The sequence below is a fragment of the Brevibacillus sp. BC25 genome (assembly GCF_000282075.1).
Classification (GTDB): domain Bacteria; phylum Bacillota; class Bacilli; order Brevibacillales; family Brevibacillaceae; genus Brevibacillus.
Window position 1 is genome coordinate 20,001 of sequence record NZ_AKIX01000007.1, and the last position, 17,978, is coordinate 37,978.

16 protein-coding genes and 1 other annotated feature are annotated in these 17,978 nt (G+C 48.1%); all 16 genes read left to right on the plus strand.

Going from position 1 to position 17,978, the window contains the following annotated elements; all coding sequences use genetic code 11:
* The first annotated feature begins 207 nt into the window (after nucleotides 1-207).
* The 16 genes from rpmG to PMI05_RS01300 all read left to right on the plus strand — a co-directional run bounded on the left by rpmG (nucleotide 208) and on the right by PMI05_RS01300 (nucleotide 17,964).
* Nucleotides 208-357: a 50S ribosomal protein L33 gene (rpmG, locus tag PMI05_RS01225; RefSeq protein ID WP_003392018.1), complete on the plus strand. Its 150-nt coding sequence runs from the start codon at nucleotides 208-210 to the stop codon at nucleotides 355-357.
* Nucleotides 357-605, plus strand: coding sequence for a preprotein translocase subunit SecE (secE, locus tag PMI05_RS01230; RefSeq protein ID WP_007716212.1), 249 nt, complete (start codon nucleotides 357-359; stop codon nucleotides 603-605). The genes rpmG and secE overlap by 1 nt, the downstream gene beginning before the upstream one ends.
* A 45-nt stretch (nucleotides 606-650) precedes the next feature.
* A complete protein-coding gene (gene nusG, locus PMI05_RS01235; RefSeq protein ID WP_007716213.1) occupies nucleotides 651-1,187 on the plus strand; it encodes a transcription termination/antitermination protein NusG in 537 nt (178 codons plus the stop codon).
* Nucleotides 1,188-1,370: 183 nt separating this feature from the next.
* Nucleotides 1,371-1,796, plus strand: coding sequence for a 50S ribosomal protein L11 (rplK, locus tag PMI05_RS01240; RefSeq protein WP_007716214.1), 426 nt, complete (start codon nucleotides 1,371-1,373; stop codon nucleotides 1,794-1,796).
* Between the two features lie 89 nt (nucleotides 1,797-1,885).
* Complete coding sequence (gene rplA, locus PMI05_RS01245) at nucleotides 1,886-2,569, plus strand: 50S ribosomal protein L1 (RefSeq protein ID WP_007716215.1); 684 nt, start codon at nucleotides 1,886-1,888, stop codon at nucleotides 2,567-2,569.
* Nucleotides 2,570-2,611: 42 nt separating this feature from the next.
* Nucleotides 2,612-2,774 (plus strand) — a sequence feature (ribosomal protein L10 leader region).
* A 25-nt stretch (nucleotides 2,775-2,799) separates the two neighbouring features.
* Entirely contained in the window at nucleotides 2,800-3,315 is a 516-nt protein-coding gene (gene rplJ, locus PMI05_RS01250) for a 50S ribosomal protein L10 (protein ID WP_007716217.1), read from the plus strand.
* Nucleotides 3,316-3,370: 55 nt separating this feature from the next.
* On the plus strand, nucleotides 3,371-3,733 hold the full coding sequence (gene rplL, locus PMI05_RS01255) for a 50S ribosomal protein L7/L12 (protein WP_007716218.1): 363 nt from the start codon (nucleotides 3,371-3,373) through the stop codon (nucleotides 3,731-3,733).
* A gap of 99 nt (nucleotides 3,734-3,832) precedes the next feature.
* Nucleotides 3,833-4,429, plus strand: coding sequence for a class I SAM-dependent methyltransferase (locus PMI05_RS01260; protein WP_007716219.1), 597 nt, complete (start codon nucleotides 3,833-3,835; stop codon nucleotides 4,427-4,429).
* 307 nt (nucleotides 4,430-4,736) lie between these two features.
* Nucleotides 4,737-8,276 (plus strand): DNA-directed RNA polymerase subunit beta, encoded by a 3,540-nt coding sequence (gene rpoB, locus PMI05_RS01265; protein WP_007716220.1) that lies wholly within the window; start codon nucleotides 4,737-4,739, stop codon nucleotides 8,274-8,276.
* A 29-nt stretch (nucleotides 8,277-8,305) separates the two neighbouring features.
* On the plus strand, nucleotides 8,306-11,932 hold the full coding sequence (gene rpoC / locus PMI05_RS01270; protein ID WP_007716221.1) for a DNA-directed RNA polymerase subunit beta': 3,627 nt from the start codon (nucleotides 8,306-8,308) through the stop codon (nucleotides 11,930-11,932).
* Between the two features lie 137 nt (nucleotides 11,933-12,069).
* Nucleotides 12,070-12,324, plus strand: a complete 255-nt coding sequence (locus PMI05_RS01275) for a 50S ribosomal protein L7ae-like protein (protein ID WP_007716222.1) — start codon at nucleotides 12,070-12,072, stop codon at nucleotides 12,322-12,324.
* A gap of 123 nt (nucleotides 12,325-12,447) precedes the next feature.
* Nucleotides 12,448-12,891, plus strand: coding sequence for a 30S ribosomal protein S12 (gene rpsL / locus PMI05_RS01280; protein WP_005828873.1), 444 nt, complete (start codon nucleotides 12,448-12,450; stop codon nucleotides 12,889-12,891).
* Between the two features lie 53 nt (nucleotides 12,892-12,944).
* Nucleotides 12,945-13,415, plus strand: a complete 471-nt coding sequence (rpsG, locus tag PMI05_RS01285; RefSeq protein WP_007716226.1) for a 30S ribosomal protein S7 — start codon at nucleotides 12,945-12,947, stop codon at nucleotides 13,413-13,415.
* A gap of 69 nt (nucleotides 13,416-13,484) precedes the next feature.
* Complete coding sequence (gene fusA / locus PMI05_RS01290; protein WP_007716231.1) at nucleotides 13,485-15,563, plus strand: elongation factor G; 2,079 nt, start codon at nucleotides 13,485-13,487, stop codon at nucleotides 15,561-15,563.
* Nucleotides 15,564-15,683: 120 nt separating this feature from the next.
* Complete coding sequence (gene tuf, locus PMI05_RS01295; RefSeq protein ID WP_007716232.1) at nucleotides 15,684-16,874, plus strand: elongation factor Tu; 1,191 nt, start codon at nucleotides 15,684-15,686, stop codon at nucleotides 16,872-16,874.
* A gap of 154 nt (nucleotides 16,875-17,028) precedes the next feature.
* Nucleotides 17,029-17,964 (plus strand): DMT family transporter, encoded by a 936-nt coding sequence (locus PMI05_RS01300; RefSeq protein ID WP_007716233.1) that lies wholly within the window; start codon nucleotides 17,029-17,031, stop codon nucleotides 17,962-17,964.
* The last annotated feature ends 14 nt before the right edge of the window (nucleotides 17,965-17,978 follow it).

Sequence of the window (17,978 nt, forward strand, 5' to 3'; positions counted from 1 at the left end):
GGACTTCTGGTTGTCAAGTCATTTTGTTTGACATGGGTATTTCGGTGTGATAAATTTATTTAGGTAGCCATAGACTCTTATCTCTCTGTTCTATGGTTACTTAGGTGAATGAAATGGTCTGGAAAAAGTAGCGGTTTTCCCGTACTATTAATCATCGGGGTACTTTTAACTAATAGCAGGTTTGAAATGAGATGGAGGTGGCAATAAATGCGAGTAAACATCACGTTGGCGTGCACCGAGTGTGGCGAGCGTAACTATATCTCCACAAAGAACAAGCGCACCACTACTGAACGTGTTGAACTGAAAAAGTATTGCTCCCGTGACAAGAAGCAAACCCTTCATCGCGAGACGAAGTAATGGTTGATGCGACGAAGTCAGGGGGTGGCAAAGTGGGTTTTTTATCACGAATCGGAGCCAGTTTTCGCCGTACCGGTGGTTTTTTTAGTGACGTAATGTCCGAACTAAAGAAAGTCCGTTGGCCTAACCGTAAAGAATTGACGACCTATACGCTCGTTGTTCTTGTTACGGTTATGCTCCTGGCAGTATTCTTCTTCGTCGTTGATTTGGGTATCTCGCGCTTGATCGATTTGATTCTAGGAACGTAATTATGCAAGTCTTAGGAGGGACGGACGGTTATCGTCCTGTTGGATATGGAAAAAGCATGGTATGTACTTCATACGTACTCAGGTTACGAAAACAAGGTGAAAACCAATCTGGAGAAGCGACTCGAGTCGATGGGCATGGAAGACAAGATCTTTCGCGTTCTTGTTCCCACTGAAGAAGAGGTGGAAACCAAGGATGGTAAGAAGCGCACCGTCACGAAAAAAGTGTTTCCTGGATACGTCCTTGTTGAAATGGTGATGACGGACGACTCTTGGTATGTCGTGCGCAACACCCCTGGGGTTACCGGCTTTGTCGGATCCACGGGTGCTGGCTCTAAACCGACAGCGCTGCGTCCTGAAGAGGCCGATACGATTCTCAAGCAAATGGGAATCGAAATTCCCAAGATCAGAATCGATTTTGCTCTCCGCGATATGGTGCGCGTCACAGATGGTCCGTTTTCCAATCGCACCGGGGAGATTATCGAGATTTACCCGGACAGGCAGAAGGTTCGCGTGTTGGTGGACATCTTTGGTCGCGAAACACCGGTAGAGCTAGACTTTACACAAGTTCAACAATTGGATTAGGATTCAACTTGAAAAGTATCGCGCTATGTGGTACATTTCATTTTGTTTTAACAATCCCACAACATTAATTGGGGTTTCTTGCACTCTCACTATAGATCGAAAGTCTTTTACTAGACTTTCAAAAAACGGTGGGAGGGGGCATTCCCCCGTAATAACCACATGTGAAGTAAGGAGGTGTCTTACGTGGCTAAGAAGGTTATCCGCGTAATTAAATTACAAATTCCAGCAGGTAAAGCGAATCCTGCACCTCCAGTAGGTCCGGCTCTCGGTCAAGCTGGTGTAAACATCATGGGATTCTGTAAAGAATTCAATGCTCGCACTGAAAGCGAAGTAGGTATGATCATTCCGGTGGAAATCACCGTGTTTGAAGACCGTTCTTTCACTTTTATCACAAAAACTCCTCCAGCTGCAATTCTGTTGAAGAAAGCTGCTGGTATCGAGTCCGGTTCTGGCGTACCAAACAAAACAAAAGTTGCTACGCTGAAACGTGATAAAGTTCGTGAAATCGCAGAACTGAAGCGTCCTGACCTGAATGCTGCATCCGTAGAAGCGGCTATGCGCATGGTAGAAGGTACAGCTCGTTCTATGGGTATCGTAATCGAAGACTAATTGTCTTGAGTGCAAGGGGGCACAGACGTTGTGCCCCCCTGTCTGTGGGAGGATCAACCGCTACGACCACATTGAAGGGAGATTTAATCATGGCGAAAAAAGGTAAGAAGTATCAAGACGCTGTAAAGCTCGTTGATAAAAACAAAGTATACGAAGTAGCAGAAGGTATTGAGCTGGTTAAAAAAGCAGCTACTGCTAAATTCGATGAAACTGTTGAAGCAGCTTTCCGTTTGGGTGTAGACCCTAAGCGTGCTGACCAACAAATTCGTGGCGCTGTTGTATTGCCACATGGTACTGGTAAAGTACAACGTGTTCTCGTATTCGCTAAAGGCGAGAAAGCAAAAGATGCTGAAGCAGCTGGCGCAGACTTCGTAGGCGATGCAGACATGATCGCGAAAATTCAAGGTGGCTGGTTTGACTTTGACGTTATCGTAGCTACCCCTGACATGATGGGTGAAGTAGGTAAATTGGGTCGTGTACTCGGTCCAAAAGGCCTGATGCCAAACCCTAAGACCGGTACTGTTACTTTCGATGTAACAAAAGCGGTTAACGAAATCAAAGCAGGTAAAATTGAATACCGCGTAGACAAAGCTGGTAACATCCACGCTCCTATCGGCAAAGCATCCTTTGATGCTGACAAGCTGGCTGACAACTTGGCTGCTCTGACGGATGCACTGAACCGTGCGAAACCGGCTGCAGCAAAAGGTGTTTACATGAGAAATGTAACCCTGAGCTCTACTATGGGCCCTGGTGTTCGTGTAGCTGTAAAATAATGACACTTGACTTCCTTTATGGGAGTTGTTAAGATAGTCCCTGTTGATGAAAAGAATATGCCGTAGACAGAAGGCGCGGTGCTTGTGAGAGTAACGCTTAATATCCCTCCGAGGCGTGTAATGTACGAATGAGGAAACGCTGTTTTCCTTTGACGATATAGCATTATGCCCTCGTGAGTCTGCGAGGGCATTCTTCATTTTCTAGGATTAGAGCACGGGAGGTGTAATCAATGGCAGAAATTCGTCCAACCGTTATTCGTGAAGAAAAGGTACAAGCGATCAATGAAATCGCAACTAAGCTTCGCGAAAGCCAAACTACAGTGGTAGCTGACTACCGCGGTTTGACAGTAGCACAAGTAACTGAGCTCCGTAAGCAATTGCGTGAAGCTGGTGTTGAGTTCCAAGTGTTGAAAAACTCTTTGACTCGTTTGGCTACTGAGAAGGAAAGCCTGACTGAACTGGATCAATATCTGACTGGACCGAACGCTTTGGCGTTCTGCAAAGACGATATCATCGCTCCAGCGAAAGTTATCGCTGAATTCGCTAAGAAAAACGACAAGCTGGAAATCAAGGGTGGCGTTATCGAGGGTAAAGTAGTTGGTGCTGAGCAAATTAAAGCTCTGGCTTCCCTGCCGAACCGCGAAGGTCTCTTGTCCATGCTTCTTTCCGTCCTGCAAGCTCCAATGCGCAACGTTGCACTGGCAGTCAAAGCAGTGGCAGAACAAAAAGAAGGTCAAGGCGCTTAATCGTCTGATCGGTTAATGTTTTACAAATACTATTCCTTGAATGGAGGATTTACAAATGTCTAAAGACCAAATCTTGGAAGCCATTAAAGGCATGTCCGTTCTCGAACTGAACGATCTGGTAAAAGCAATTGAAGAAGAATTCGGCGTAACTGCTGCTGCTCCTGTAGCTGTAGTTGCTGGTGGCGGAGCAGAAGCTGCTGCTGAGCAAACTGAGTTCACTGTTAACCTGGTAAGCGGCGGCGCTTCCAAAATCAACGTAATCAAAGTTGTTCGCGAGCTGACTGGCTTGGGTCTGAAAGAAGCAAAAGACCTGGTAGACAACGCTCCAAAAACACTCAAAGAGGGCGTTTCCAAAGACGAAGCAGAAGCTCTCAAAGCAAAACTCGAAGAAGCTGGCGCACAAGTAGAAGTAAAGTAAGTTAGCTTCCTTTAGGATATCCCCTTGCCTGCGGCAGGGGGATTTTCTGTAAGGTTTTGATGAATGCATGTTGAAACGATGAGGAAGGGTGAATCACACGTGGCAGACCACTACTACACCAATCGACCGGGTGCTGCACATGACGAACAGCAATTTACGTTTATGCTCCGTGGCAATGAGCTTCGTTTCATTACGGATGCAGGCGTTTTTTCCCGAGAGCGGATTGACTTTGGAAGTGTATTGCTCATCGAGAACATGGAAATCGACAGTCATGCACGTGTGCTCGATGTGGGCTGTGGGTATGGTCCGATGGGCTTGACAGCTGCCAGACTTGCTGAACATGGTCGGGTAACGATGATCGATGTGAACGAGCGTGCGGTGAACCTGGCTCGTCGTAATGCAGAAGCAAATGGAATAAAAAATGTCGAGGTTCGAGTGAGTGATGTTTATAGTGGCGTGCAAAGTGAGCAGTTTGACGTCATTCTGACCAACCCGCCGATTCGCGCGGGCAAGGAAATCGTTCATCGCATTTTCGTGGAAGGTTACGAACTGTTGGTTGATGGTGGAGAAATGTGGGTTGTCATTCAAAAGAAACAAGGCGCCCCATCTGCATTGAAGAAACTACAGGAAATGTACCGTGAAGTGATAGAAGTAGATCGGGAAAAGGGCTACCACATATTCCGTGCGATCAAATAAGCAAGAAGAAATCATTAGAAATCTTTTCTTGACGCGAACATTTGATTGTGGTAGCATTATAAAATGTCAATATGGGATAAATGTCTATTTTTCAGCAATTCCCTGTCCGACAAGCGTTTCTACTTTTTTCCTTAGATAGGAATGTTTGTGTGGAAACATGGGAATTCTTTTAAAATAGAGTTTCTCTGGGTTAAAAATGGTTGAAACTGCTTTAACCCATTTTTATTTATAGGCATTCGTCTGCGATTTTAAAGTTGCCGAATGCCGAGTTTCTATGTGTGAAAACACAACCTGAGGGGTGAATAAGTTGGCAGGTAAAGTGATTCAAAGTGGCCGACACCGCCAGCGTCGTACGTATTCACGTATTAACGAAGTGCTGGGCCTTCCAAATCTCATCGAGATTCAACAAAAGTCCTACCAATGGTTCCTTGATGAGGGGCTCCGTGAGATGTTCCAAGACATTTCGCCAATCCAGGACTTCACAGGTAATCTCGTGCTGGAGTTTATTGATTACAGCTTGGGAGAGCCGAAGTACGATGTTGACGAGTCGAAAGAACGTGACGTCACCTATGCGGCGCCTCTGCGTGTGAAGGTACGTTTGTTGAACAAAGAGACGGGAGAAGTGAAGGAACAAGAAGTCTTCATGGGGGATTTCCCGCTCATGACCGAAACGGGAACCTTCATTATTAATGGTGCTGAGCGCGTTATTGTCAGCCAGCTTGTTCGTTCCCCCAGTGTATATTACAACACCAAAGTGGACAAAAACGGCAAGCAGACGTTTACAGCTACAGTAATCCCGAACCGGGGTGCTTGGCTGGAGCTGGAGACCGATGCGAAAGACGTAATTTATGTCCGCATCGACCGTACGAGAAAAATCCCGGTAACGGTTCTTTTGCGTGCGTTGGGCTTTGGTTCTGACATCGAGATTCTCAACTTGCTGGGTGAAGATGAATACATCAAGAACACGCTGGAAAAAGACAATACCGATTCTACGGAAAAAGCGCTCATCGAAATCTACGAGCGTCTTCGTCCGGGCGAGCCACCAACAGTCGAAAATGCGAAGAGCCTCTTGATCTCTCGTTTCTTCGACCCTAAGCGCTATGACCTGGCTTCTGTTGGTCGTTACAAAATGAACAAGAAGCTTCATCTGAAAAACCGTCTGTACAACCAACGTCTGGCTGAAACATTGATCGATACCACTACAGGTGAAATTTTTGCCGAAGCCGGTCAAATGATTGACCGTCGTGTATTGGAACGCATTGTGCCAGCTCTGGAAGGCAGCATCGGATTTATTGACGTTCGCACGCATGGCGGCGTTCTGGAAGATGAAGCAATCCATCTACAATCTATCAATATTTTCTCTCCGATTGAAGATGGCAAGATCATCAAAGTAATCGGAAACGGAAATGTAGATAAGTCCTTCAAACATATTACGCCGGCGGACATCGTATCGGCGATCAACTATTTCATGAACCTCCTGCACAGTGTAGGTTCCACAGACGATATCGACCACTTGGGTAACCGTCGTCTGCGTTCCGTGGGTGAACTGTTGCAGAACCAGTTCCGTATTGGTCTGTCCCGTATGGAGCGTGTGGTTCGTGAGCGCATGTCCATCCAGGATCAAAACCAAATTACACCGCAGGCTCTCATTAACATCCGTCCAGTGATTGCATCTCTGAAGGAGTTCTTTGGTAGCTCGCAGCTGTCCCAGTTTATGGACCAAACAAACCCATTGGCTGAGCTGACGCACAAACGCCGTCTGTCCGCACTCGGACCTGGTGGTTTGACGCGCGAGCGCGCGGGCTTCGAAGTGCGCGACGTTCACCATTCCCACTACGGTCGTATGTGTCCAATTGAGACGCCAGAGGGACCAAACATTGGTTTGATCAACTCTTTGTCGTCCTTTGCACGCATTAACGATTACGGATTCATCGAAACGCCTCGTCGTAAAGTAGATCCAGAAACAGGCTTCGTGTTGACTGATATCAGCTACTTGACTGCTGATGAGGAAGACGTGTTCAACGTGGCACAGGCGAATCAGCCACTGGATCAAGATGGCCGTTTCGTAAACGACATGGTTATCTGCCGTCGTAAAGGTGAGATCTTGAGCGTACCGCGCGACAAGGTTGACTTCATGGACGTATCGCCGAAGCAGGTTGTATCTGTTGCGACAGCGCTGATTCCGTTCCTCGAGAACGATGACGCCAACCGCGCACTGATGGGTTCAAACATGCAGCGGCAGGCCGTTCCGCTTTTGATTCCACAAGCACCGTTTGTCGGTACGGGTATGGAGCATAAAGCAGCGCAAGACTCCGGTGTGGCGATCGTAGCCAAAAATCCGGGTCAAGTAGAACGCGTAACGGCTCGCGAAATCTGGATTCGTCGTTACCAAGAAATCGACGGTAGAAAAGTTGCTGGCGATCTCGATAAGTACAAAATGCACAAGTTTATCCGTTCCAACCAAGGTACCTGCATCAACCAGCGTCCAATCGTAAGCACTGGAGAATGGATTGAAAAAGGCGATATCGTTGGGGACGGCCCGTCCACTGAAAAAGGTGAATTGGCTCTCGGTCGTAACGTGATCGTCGCGTTTATGACGTGGGAAGGATACAACTACGAAGACGCGATTCTTCTGAGTGAAAAACTTGTTAAAGATGACGTTTATACGTCTATCCATATTGAAGAATACGAGTCCGAAGCTCGCGACACCAAGCTGGGTCCAGAGGAAATCACTCGCGATATTCCAAACGTCGGGGAAGATGCTCTGAAAAACCTGGACGAACGCGGTATCATCCGTGTTGGTGCGGAGATTCAGGACGGCGACATTCTCGTTGGTAAGGTTACTCCAAAAGGGGTTACTGAGCTGACAGCAGAAGAACGCCTCCTGCATGCCATCTTCGGTGAAAAAGCTCGTGAAGTTCGTGATACATCCCTGCGCGTACCACATGGTGGTTCCGGTATCATCGTAGACGTAAAAGTATTTACGCGTGAGAATGGCGACGAATTGCCACCAGGCGTAAACCAACTGGTTCGCGTTTACATCGCCCAAAAACGGAAAATCTCCGTGGGTGACAAAATGGCCGGTCGACATGGTAATAAAGGGGTTATCGCCCGCATCATGGCGGAAGAAGACATGCCGTTCCTGCCAGATGGCTCTCCAGTAGAGATCGTACTCAACCCGTTGGGCGTACCTTCGCGTATGAACATCGGTCAGGTATTGGAGACTCACTTGGGTATGGCAGCGAAGCTTCTGGGTATCCACGTAGCAACGCCAGTATTTGACGGTGCACGTCAGGCAGAAGTATTCGAAACGTTGGAAGAAGCAGGCCTGGATCGTGACGGAAAAACGATCTTGTTTGATGGTCGTACAGGTGAACCATTTGATCGTCGTGTAACAGTTGGTTGTGTATACATGCTGAAACTGGCTCACTTGGTCGATGACAAAATCCATGCTCGTTCCACTGGTCCTTACTCTCTTGTTACGCAACAGCCATTGGGTGGTAAAGCTCAATTTGGTGGACAGCGTTTCGGGGAGATGGAGGTTTGGGCACTGGAAGCATACGGTGCTGCCTACACCTTGCAAGAAATTCTCACTGTCAAGTCGGATGACGTCGTGGGCCGCGTGAAAACGTACGAAGCGATCGTTAAGGGCGAAAACGTTCCAGAACCAGGTGTTCCTGAGTCCTTCAAAGTATTGATTAAGGAACTCCAGAGCTTGGGTATGGACGTGAAGATTCTGTCCGGTGATGAGAAGGAGATTGAAATGCGTGAAATGGAAGACGAGGATGAAGGCAACGGTGAAAAACTGAACCTCGTACTCGAAGGCGGAAGCTTGAACGAAGAGTAAGATTCCGGTACCAAGGGAGGTAACGCCCTGTGATTGACGTGAACAACTTCGAATATATGAAGATCGGCCTGGCTTCCCCCGATAAGATCCGTTCGTGGTCTTTCGGGGAAGTGAAGAAGCCAGAGACGATCAACTACCGCACATTGAAACCGGAAAAAGACGGCTTGTTCTGCGAACGCATCTTTGGACCAACCAAGGACTGGGAATGTCATTGCGGTAAGTACAAGCGCGTTCGTTATAAAGGTGTAGTGTGCGATCGTTGTGGCGTGGAAGTGACCCGCGCCAAAGTACGGCGTGAGCGTATGGGGCACATTGAACTGGCTGCCCCAGTTTCTCACATCTGGTACTTCAAAGGGATTCCAAGCCGTATGGGCTTGGTACTCGACATGTCCCCTCGTTCCCTGGAGGAAGTAATCTACTTTGCTTCTTACGTAGTAACCGATCCAGGTGACACTCCTCTCGATAAAAAGCAATTGCTCTCCGAAAAAGAGTATCGCAACTATCGTGAGAAATACGGCCACTCCTTCCAAGCGATGATGGGAGCAGAAGCGATCAAACGCCTGCTTGCAGAAATCGATCTGGATAAAGACGTGGAAACGTTAAAAGAAGATTTGAAAACGGCACAAGGCCAGCGTCGCAACCGTGCGATCAAGCGTCTGGAAGTGCTCGAGGCTTTCCGCAACTCCGGTAACCACCCGGATTGGATGGTTCTCGACGTACTGCCGGTTATTCCGCCAGAGCTTCGTCCAATGGTTCAGTTGGATGGTGGACGTTTTGCCACTTCCGACCTGAATGACCTGTACCGCCGTGTAATTAACCGTAATAACCGTCTGAAGCGCCTGCTTGAACTGGGTGCTCCTGACATTATCGTACAAAACGAGAAACGCATGCTGCAGGAAGCAGTAGACGCGCTCATCGACAACGGTCGTCGTGGACGTCCGGTAACAGGACCAGGTAACCGTCCTTTGAAATCTCTCAGCCACATGCTGAAAGGTAAACAAGGTCGTTTCCGTCAAAACCTGCTCGGTAAGCGTGTTGACTACTCCGGTCGTTCCGTTATCGTTGTAGGACCTAACCTGAAGATGTATCAGTGCGGTTTGCCTAAAGAAATGGCACTGGAACTCTTCAAACCGTTCGTGATGAAAGAGCTGGTTTCTAAAGGCCTCGCTCACAACATCAAGAGCGCAAAGCGCAAGGTTGAGCGCGTTCAGCCAGAAGTATGGGACGTTCTCGAGGACGTTATTCGTGAGCACCCGGTACTGTTGAACCGTGCCCCCACCTTGCACCGTCTGGGTATCCAGGCATTCGAACCAGTTCTGGTTGAAGGCCGTGCGATCCGTCTGCATCCACTCGTTTGTACAGCGTACAACGCGGACTTTGACGGTGACCAAATGGCGGTTCACGTTCCGTTGTCTGCTGAAGCACAGGCGGAAGCCCGCATCCTCATGCTGGCAGCGCAGAACATCTTGAACCCGAAAGACGGTAAACCGGTAGTAACACCATCCCAGGACATGGTGCTTGGTTCCTACTACCTGACACTGGAACGCGAAGGTGACAAAGGCGAGGGTACGATTTATCGCGATCCTCACGATGCGATTGCCGCTTATCAGCAAGGCTTTATCAGCCTGCATACGCGCATCGCTCTGCCAGCGAAACGCCTGAACAAAATCAGCTTTACTGAGCGTCAAGAGAACGCACTGATCGTAACGACAGTTGGGAAAGTGATCTTCAACGAAATCTTCCCTGCAGATATGCCGTTTATCAATGCACCGACTAGAGCTAACCTGCAAACGATGGTTCCAGATGAGTGCTTTGTCTTTGATAAAGGTACGAATGTTTCTGAGTTCATTAAGAACCTCCCGGACCCAGGTGCTGTAAAAAAAGGCTTCCTAGGTACTATTATTTCCGAGTGCTTCCGTCGCTTTGGTACGATGAAAACGTCCATGATCCTCGACAAGATCAAGGAACTGGGCTTCACGTACTCGACAAAAGCAGGTATCACGATTGCCGTAGCGGACATCGCGGTACCAGGAAAGAAAAAAGACATCCTTGATGCTGCAGATGAGAAAGTTGCAACTGTCATGACGCAATTCCGTCGCGGTTTAATTACCGAAGACGAGCGTTATGACCGTGTAATCTCCATCTGGTCGAAAGCGAAGGATGAAGTAACAGAAGTTTTGATGAAGGCGATGGATAAGTTCAATGCGATCTACATGATGGCGAACTCCGGTGCCCGCGGTAACGTATCCCAGATCACTCAGCTGGCAGGTATGCGCGGTCTGATGGCCAACCCATCTGGTCGAATCATTGAGTTGCCGATTAAATCCAACTTCCGTGAAGGTCTGACGGTATTGGAGTACTTTATCTCCACGCACGGTGCGCGTAAAGGTCTCGCCGATACGGCCTTGCGTACAGCGGACTCGGGTTACCTGACTCGTCGTCTGGTCGACGTAGCTCAAGACGTGATTGTACGCGAAACCGATTGTGGAACAGATAAAGGTATCCGTGTAACAGCGATCAAGGATGGTAAAGAAGAGATCGAGAAGCTGTCTGACCGTCTGACAGGACGTACTTGCTTCGAGACTTTGCGCCACCCTGAGACGAAAGAAATCATCGTGCACCGCAATGAGGAGATCTCTGAAGAGGTTGCCGAGTATATCGAAAAAGAAGGTATTACTTCCGTCTATATCCGTAACGTACTTGCTTGCCGCACCAGCCATGGTGTCTGCAAACTGTGCTACGGACGCAACCTGGCGACAGGTGCCGAGGTGGAAGTGGGAGAAGCGGTTGGTATTATCGCTGCTCAGTCCATTGGTGAGCCGGGTACCCAGCTGACCATGCGTACCTTCCATACCGGTGGGGTTGCGGGAGACGATATTACCCAAGGTTTGCCGCGTATTCAAGAGTTGTTCGAAGCGCGTAATCCAAAAGGGCAAGCAGTCATCTCCGAGATCGATGGTGAAGTCGTCGATATTCGCGAAGGTAAAGATCGTCGCGAAATCGAAGTGCGTGGAGAAGCGGAAAACAAAGTGTATGCAGCACCGTATGGCTCTCGCATCAAGGTTTCTGTTGGTGTGAAGCTGAATGCTGGTGATGAGCTCACGGAAGGTTCCGTAGACCCGAAAGAAATGCTCAAAGTTCGCGGCATGCGCGGCGTTTCCAACTACATCTTGCAAGAGGTACAAAAAGTTTACCGTATGCAAGGGGTAGAAATTAACGACAAGCACGTTGAGGTTATGATTCGTCAGATGCTGCGCAAACTGCGCGTCATCGACAGCGGAGATACAGACCTCTTGCCAGGCTCCTATGTTGAGGTGCCAGAATTTGAAGTAGCGAACACAAAAGCCCTCATGGAAGGCAGAAGTCCAGCAGTAGGTCGTCCGGTTCTTCTCGGGATTACAAAAGCATCTCTTGAGACGGATTCCTTCTTGTCGGCAGCTTCTTTCCAAGAAACTACCCGCGTTCTCACCGATGCAGCGATCAAAGGAAAAGTGGACCGCTTGCTAGGTTTGAAAGAGAACGTTATTATCGGGAAGTTGGTTCCAGCAGGTACCGGTATGTCTCGTTACCGCAATGTAAAAGTTGCTAGTCAAGTAGATTACGAAGCAGAGCTGGAAGCAGCAAAAGCCGAGCAAGAAGCGGTTTCTGTAGAGTAATTACGGGAAAAGCGCCCATCACCGATTGGTGGGCGCTTTCCTAAATAAAAATATGAGATGGGCGTTGACAACAACTAGCCCACCTGATATTATATTCAAGTGTGCCTGACATCAGTACTTTGGAGGATATGAGAATCATGTCTTATGAAAAAGTCGAGCGGGCCAAGGACTTGACTATCGGCATTAAGCAGACGATCAAGGCTGTTGAAAACCAACAGGTAGAAGCAGTGTATATCGCTGTTGATGCAGATAAGCGTTTGACCCAAAAAGTCGAGCTCCTTTGCAAAGAGAAGGGTGTTCCAGTCATTCATGTAGATTCCATGCGTCGCTTAGGCAAAGCGTGCGGAATTGAAGTGGGAGCGGCTACTGCTGCGATTAAAAAAAGTGGTTAACGATGTTTTTGTCTGTGGCTTACACGTTGCGTAATGCTGGACAAGGACTTTCTATTTGACCTAAAAATGACTCACCTGGATCTGTGGTCTTGAAGATTGGGTATTAAGAAGGGAGGTAACATCATGCCTACAATTAACCAATTGGTGCGTAAAGGTCGCGAGGATAAGGTTGTGAAGTCGAAGTCCCCAGCTCTTCAAAAGGGGTACAACAGCTTCAAGAAAAGCCAAACTAACCAAAGTTCTCCTCAAAAACGTGGTGTTTGCACTCGTGTAGGTACCATGACTCCGAAAAAACCGAACTCCGCGTTGCGTAAATACGCTCGTGTGCGTTTGACTAACGGAATCGAGGTAACAGCTTACATCGGTGGTATTGGCCACAACCTGCAAGAGCATAGCGTCGTGCTGGTGCGCGGCGGTCGTGTAAAAGACTTGCCAGGGGTACGCTACCATATCGTTCGTGGTGCACTTGACACTGCTGGTGTGAACAACCGTAAACAAGGTCGTTCCAAGTACGGTACTAAGCGTCCGAAGCCAGGTCAAGCAGCTGCTGCAGCGAAAAAGAAATAAGAAAACGCCTGTGAAGTGGCGTGATTTTATAACGAAAAGAAGGAGGGAATACGATGCCTCGTAAAGGTCCTGTAACCCGTCGTGACGTGCTGCCTGATCCTATTCACAACAGCAAGTTGGTTACTCGCTTGATTAACCGCCTGATGTTGGATGGTAAGCGTGGTGTAGCTCAGAACATTCTCTACAACGCATTTGACATCATCCAGGAGCGCACAGGTCGCAACCCGATGGAAGTGTTTGAAGAAGCACTGAAAAACGTAATGCCAGTACTGGAAGTTAAAGCTCGCCGTGTAGGTGGTGCTAACTACCAAGTACCAATCGAAGTAAAACCGGAGCGCCGTACCACTCTTGGCCTGCGTTGGATGGTTAACTACTCCCGTAACCGTGGAGAGAAAACCATGGAACAACGTCTTGCTAACGAGATCATGGACGCTGCTAACAACACCGGTGCAGCAGTTAAAAAGCGTGAAGACACGCACAAGATGGCTGAAGCGAACAAAGCGTTTGCTCACTATCGCTGGTAGGAATTGAATCGGGTGTCCGTATTGGATACCCGTTTATTCTCAAACTCGAGTATGGAAGGAGCATACCTAATGGCTCGCGAGTTCTCTTTGCCGAATACGCGTAATATCGGTATCATGGCTCACATCGATGCTGGTAAGACGACGACTACTGAGCGTATTCTGTTCTACACTGGTCGCGTTCATAAAATTGGTGAGGTGCACGAAGGTGCAGCAACCATGGACTGGATGGAACAAGAGCAAGAGCGTGGTATCACGATCACTTCGGCTGCTACTACTGCTCAATGGAATGGCCATCGAATCAACATTATCGATACGCCAGGCCACGTAGACTTCACTGTAGAAGTTGAGCGCTCCCTGCGCGTTCTTGACGGTGCTGTAACCGTTTTTGACGCAAAAGGTGGCGTTGAGCCGCAGACCGAAACCGTATGGCGCCAAGCTGACCGCTATGGCGTACCACGCATGTGCTACATCAACAAAATGGATATCATGGGTGCTAACTTTGATATGTGCTTGGGTCAGATCAAATCTCGCCTGGGTGCAAATCCAGTAGCTATCCAATATCCAATCGGTGCAGAAGATCAATTCAAAGGTATGGTTGACCTGATCGAAATGAAGGCAATCGTATATACCGATGATTTGGGTAAAACTTCTGACTCTGCTGAAATTCCTGCTGAACTGCTCGCTCGTTGCGAAGAACTTCGCATGGCGATGGTTGAGGCAGCTGCAGAACAAGACGAAGAGCTCATGATGAAGTATTTGGAAGGCGAAGAGCTGACCAACGACGAAATCCGTGCTGCTCTGCGTAAGGGTACTATCGAGTGCAAACTGACGCCGGTAATGTGCGGTTCTTCTTACAAGAACAAAGGTGTTCAGCCTATGCTGGACAACGTAGTTACTTACCTGCCGTCTCCGGTAGATATCCCTGCAATCAAAGGTACATTGCCAGATACTGAAGAAGAAGTTGATCGTGCTGCTGACGACAACGGTCCGTTCTCTGCTCTTGCGTTCAAGATCATGACTGACCCGTATGTAGGCCGCCTGACTTTCTTCCGCGTATACTCCGGTGTACTGAGTTCCGGTTCTTATGTTCTCAACTCTACCAAAGGTAAACGTGAGCGCGTAGGCCGTATCCTGCAAATGCACGCAAACCACCGTGAAGAGATCCAAACGGTTTACTCCGGTGACATTGCTGCAGCTGTAGGTTTGAAAGATACAACAACTGGTGATACTCTGTGTGATGAGAAGGCTCCTGTAATCCTCGAGTCTATGGACTTCCCAGAGCCAGTTATCTCTGTTGCGATCGAACCAAAATCCAAAGCAGACCAAGACAAGATGGGTATCGGCCTGTCCAAGCTGGCTGAAGAGGATCCAACGTTCAGAACTCGCACAGATGAAGAGACTGGTCAAACAATCATCTCCGGTATGGGTGAGCTTCACCTGGAGATTATCGTAGACCGTCTGAGACGCGAATTTAAAGTCGAGTCGAACGTAGGTGCTCCACAAGTTGCTTACCGTGAAACATTCCGTAACGCAGCAAAAGTGGAAGGTAAATTCGTTCGTCAGTCCGGTGGTCGTGGTCAATACGGTCACGTTTGGGTGGAATTCTCTCCACTCGAAGCTGGTCAAGGCTTCCAATTCGAAAACAAAATCGTTGGTGGTGTAGTACCACGCGAATACATCCCTGCTGTTCAAGCGGGTATCGAAGAGTCCATGAAAAATGGTGTTATCGCCGGCTTCCCGCTGGTTGATATCAAAGCAACTGTCGTAGACGGTAGCTACCATGATGTTGACTCCAACGAGATGGCATTTAAAGTAGCAGGTTCTCTCGCTCTGAAAGAAGCTGCGAAAAAATGTGGCGCTGTACTGCTCGAGCCAATCATGAAAGTAGAAGTTACAATGCCAGAAGAGTACATGGGCGACGTTATGGGCGACCTGAACTCCCGCCGCGGTCGTATCGAAGGTATGGAAGCTCGTGCAAATGCACAAGTAATCCGTGCGATGGTACCACTGTCCGAGATGTTTGGTTACTCCACAATTCTTCGTTCCCGTACCCAAGGCCGTGGCGTTTACTCCATGGTGATCGACCACTACGAAGAAGTGCCTAAATTTATCGCTGAAGAGATCATCAAGAAATCTAAAGGCGAATAATTACAGGTTACAGCTTTATCTTGCAACCAGAAAGGTTTACAATATTGAAGGGACAACCATTCGTAAGGTAAACCTTTCTTCAAACCATAAAACCCTTATCTATAAGGAGGCTTTTCTCTCATGGCAAAAGCGAAATTTGAGCGTAATAAACCACACGTTAACATTGGTACTATCGGTCACGTTGACCATGGTAAAACTACCCTGACTGCTGCTATTACAACTGTATTGGCACAGAGCGGTCAAGCACAAGCAATGAACTATGCTGCGATTGACGCTGCTCCAGAAGAAAAAGAGCGCGGTATCACAATCAACACAGCACACGTTGAGTACGAAACTGACAACCGTCACTATGCTCACGTTGACTGCCCTGGTCACGCTGACTACGTGAAAAACATGATTACTGGTGCTGCTCAAATGGACGGCGCAATCCTGGTTGTATCCGCAGCTGATGGCCCTATGCCACAAACTCGCGAGCACATCCTGCTCTCCAAGCAAGTAGGCGTACCTTACATCGTAGTATTCATGAACAAATGCGACATGGTAGACGATGAAGAGTTGTTGGAACTGGTTGAAATGGAAATCCGTGACCTGTTGTCTCAATATGAGTTCCCAGGTGACGACACTCCAGTAATCAAAGGTTCTGCTAAAGAAGCTTTGGATAACCCAACTGGTGACTGGGCTAAGAAAATTGTTGAGCTGATGGAAGCTGTAGATTCCTACATCCCAACTCCTGAGCGCGCAACTGACAAGCCGTTCTTGATGCCTGTAGAGGACGTGTTCACGATCACTGGTCGTGGTACTGTTGCTACTGGTCGCGTAGAGCGCGGTGTAGTAAAAGTTGGTGACCAAGTTGAGATCATCGGTTTGGCTGAAGAAACAAAAACAACTACTGTAACTGGCGTTGAGATGTTCCGCAAATTGCTGGATTCCGCTCAAGCTGGTGACAACATCGGTGCTCTTCTGCGCGGTGTAGACCGTAATGACATCGAGCGTGGACAATGCTTGGCGAAGCCAGCTTCCGTTAAGCCTTACACTAAGTTCAAAGCAGAAGTTTACGTTCTGTCCAAAGAAGAAGGCGGACGTCACACTCCTTTCTTTGCTAACTACCGTCCACAGTTCTACTTCCGTACAACTGACGTAACAGGTATCATCCAACTGCCAGAAGGCGTTGAAATGATCATGCCTGGCGACAACACTGAGTTCACTGTTGAACTGATCGCTCCAGTAGCGATGGAACAAGGTACTCGCTTCGCGATCCGCGAAGGTGGCCGTACAGTAGGCGCTGGTGTTGTAGCTTCTATCGACGCTTAGGATTTACTGATACGCAAAAACCCGACAACTTTGGTTGTCGGGTTTTTTTATGCGCTTTTATCGAATTTTTAAATAACTCCCATCAAAATCATTCAATTTGCGTCTCGTAGCAATATGCTACAATACCATCAGGATTGGATGGGGGATACTATAGATGAAAAATAATGAGCGATTATTGTTTCTTATGCTTGCAGGTGTTGTAACGCTGTGGGGCTTGAACGTGGTCATGGTCAAATATTTAACGACGTTCCCTCCATTATATGTGGCCGCTATACGCATGACTGTTGGTGGGATATGTTTATCGCCACTCATCTTCATATACAGAAAGAGTCTGCGATTTAGCAAAACAGATTGGTTCTTGTTAGCTGGAGTCGGTGCTAGTTCTATCGCGCTTCATCAAATAACGCTTGCAGCTGGTGTTCAATACACGACGGCAGGAAATGCATCGCTTATACTTGGATTAAATCCTTTGGCAACTGCTCTCTTGGCGATGCTTTTCTTAGGGGAAGGCATGTCGTTGAAAAAAGGGCTTGGCATTGGGATGGGTTTTGCAGGAGTATTGATTGTCGTCATCTCACAGCATGGCGGCCTTCATATGAATGGCTGGGGAGATGCGATTATGTTTTTCTCCATGCTCATGTACGTAACGGGTGGTTTACTCATTCGCAAGTTGGTCGTAAGAGGTGTACCGGTACTCTTAATTACGGCTTTATCGCAAATGTTTGGGGTCATCTTCTTATGGGGAGTTGCATTGACTGTTCAACCTGCTTCCTTTTATCTTTCTTTGGACGTTTCTTCCTTCCAGTGGCTTGTGATTTTTGCTTCGGGTGCACTATCAACTGCGGTCGGCTCGATCGGCTGGAACTATGGCATACGTCAGCTGGGGGCAAGCCGAACGGCTGTTTTCCTAAATGGAATGCCAATGGCCAGCTTGGTATTTGCGGCGATATTCTTGGGAGAAAGTCTTCAACTCGTACACTTGCTGGCGCTGTGTATGATAGTCGGCGGTGTTTATTTGGGATCGCGTAGCCTGGTGAGACCGAAAGTTACGAGTACGGCAACAACCTCTGATCTAACAACAAAAGCGTAGAACAGTAATTGTCC

What these genes read in the sequence shown, in the direction of transcription:
- rpmG (WP_003392018.1), top strand. Translation starts at nt 208, where the DNA reads ATGCGAGTAAACATCACGTTGGCGTGCACCGAGTGTGGCGAGCGTAAC.
- secE (WP_007716212.1), top strand. Translation starts at nt 357, where the DNA reads ATGGTTGATGCGACGAAGTCAGGGGGTGGCAAAGTGGGTTTTTTATCA.
- nusG (WP_007716213.1), top strand. Translation starts at nt 651, where the DNA reads ATGGAAAAAGCATGGTATGTACTTCATACGTACTCAGGTTACGAAAAC.
- rplA (WP_007716215.1), top strand. Translation starts at nt 1,886, where the DNA reads ATGGCGAAAAAAGGTAAGAAGTATCAAGACGCTGTAAAGCTCGTTGAT.
- rplJ (WP_007716217.1), top strand. Translation starts at nt 2,800, where the DNA reads ATGGCAGAAATTCGTCCAACCGTTATTCGTGAAGAAAAGGTACAAGCG.
- rplL (WP_007716218.1), top strand. Translation starts at nt 3,371, where the DNA reads ATGTCTAAAGACCAAATCTTGGAAGCCATTAAAGGCATGTCCGTTCTC.
- PMI05_RS01275 (WP_007716222.1), top strand. Translation starts at nt 12,070, where the DNA reads ATGTCTTATGAAAAAGTCGAGCGGGCCAAGGACTTGACTATCGGCATT.
- rpsL (WP_005828873.1), top strand. Translation starts at nt 12,448, where the DNA reads ATGCCTACAATTAACCAATTGGTGCGTAAAGGTCGCGAGGATAAGGTT.
- rpsG (WP_007716226.1), top strand. Translation starts at nt 12,945, where the DNA reads ATGCCTCGTAAAGGTCCTGTAACCCGTCGTGACGTGCTGCCTGATCCT.
- fusA (WP_007716231.1), top strand. Translation starts at nt 13,485, where the DNA reads ATGGCTCGCGAGTTCTCTTTGCCGAATACGCGTAATATCGGTATCATG.
- tuf (WP_007716232.1), top strand. Translation starts at nt 15,684, where the DNA reads ATGGCAAAAGCGAAATTTGAGCGTAATAAACCACACGTTAACATTGGT.
- PMI05_RS01300 (WP_007716233.1), top strand. Translation starts at nt 17,029, where the DNA reads ATGAAAAATAATGAGCGATTATTGTTTCTTATGCTTGCAGGTGTTGTA.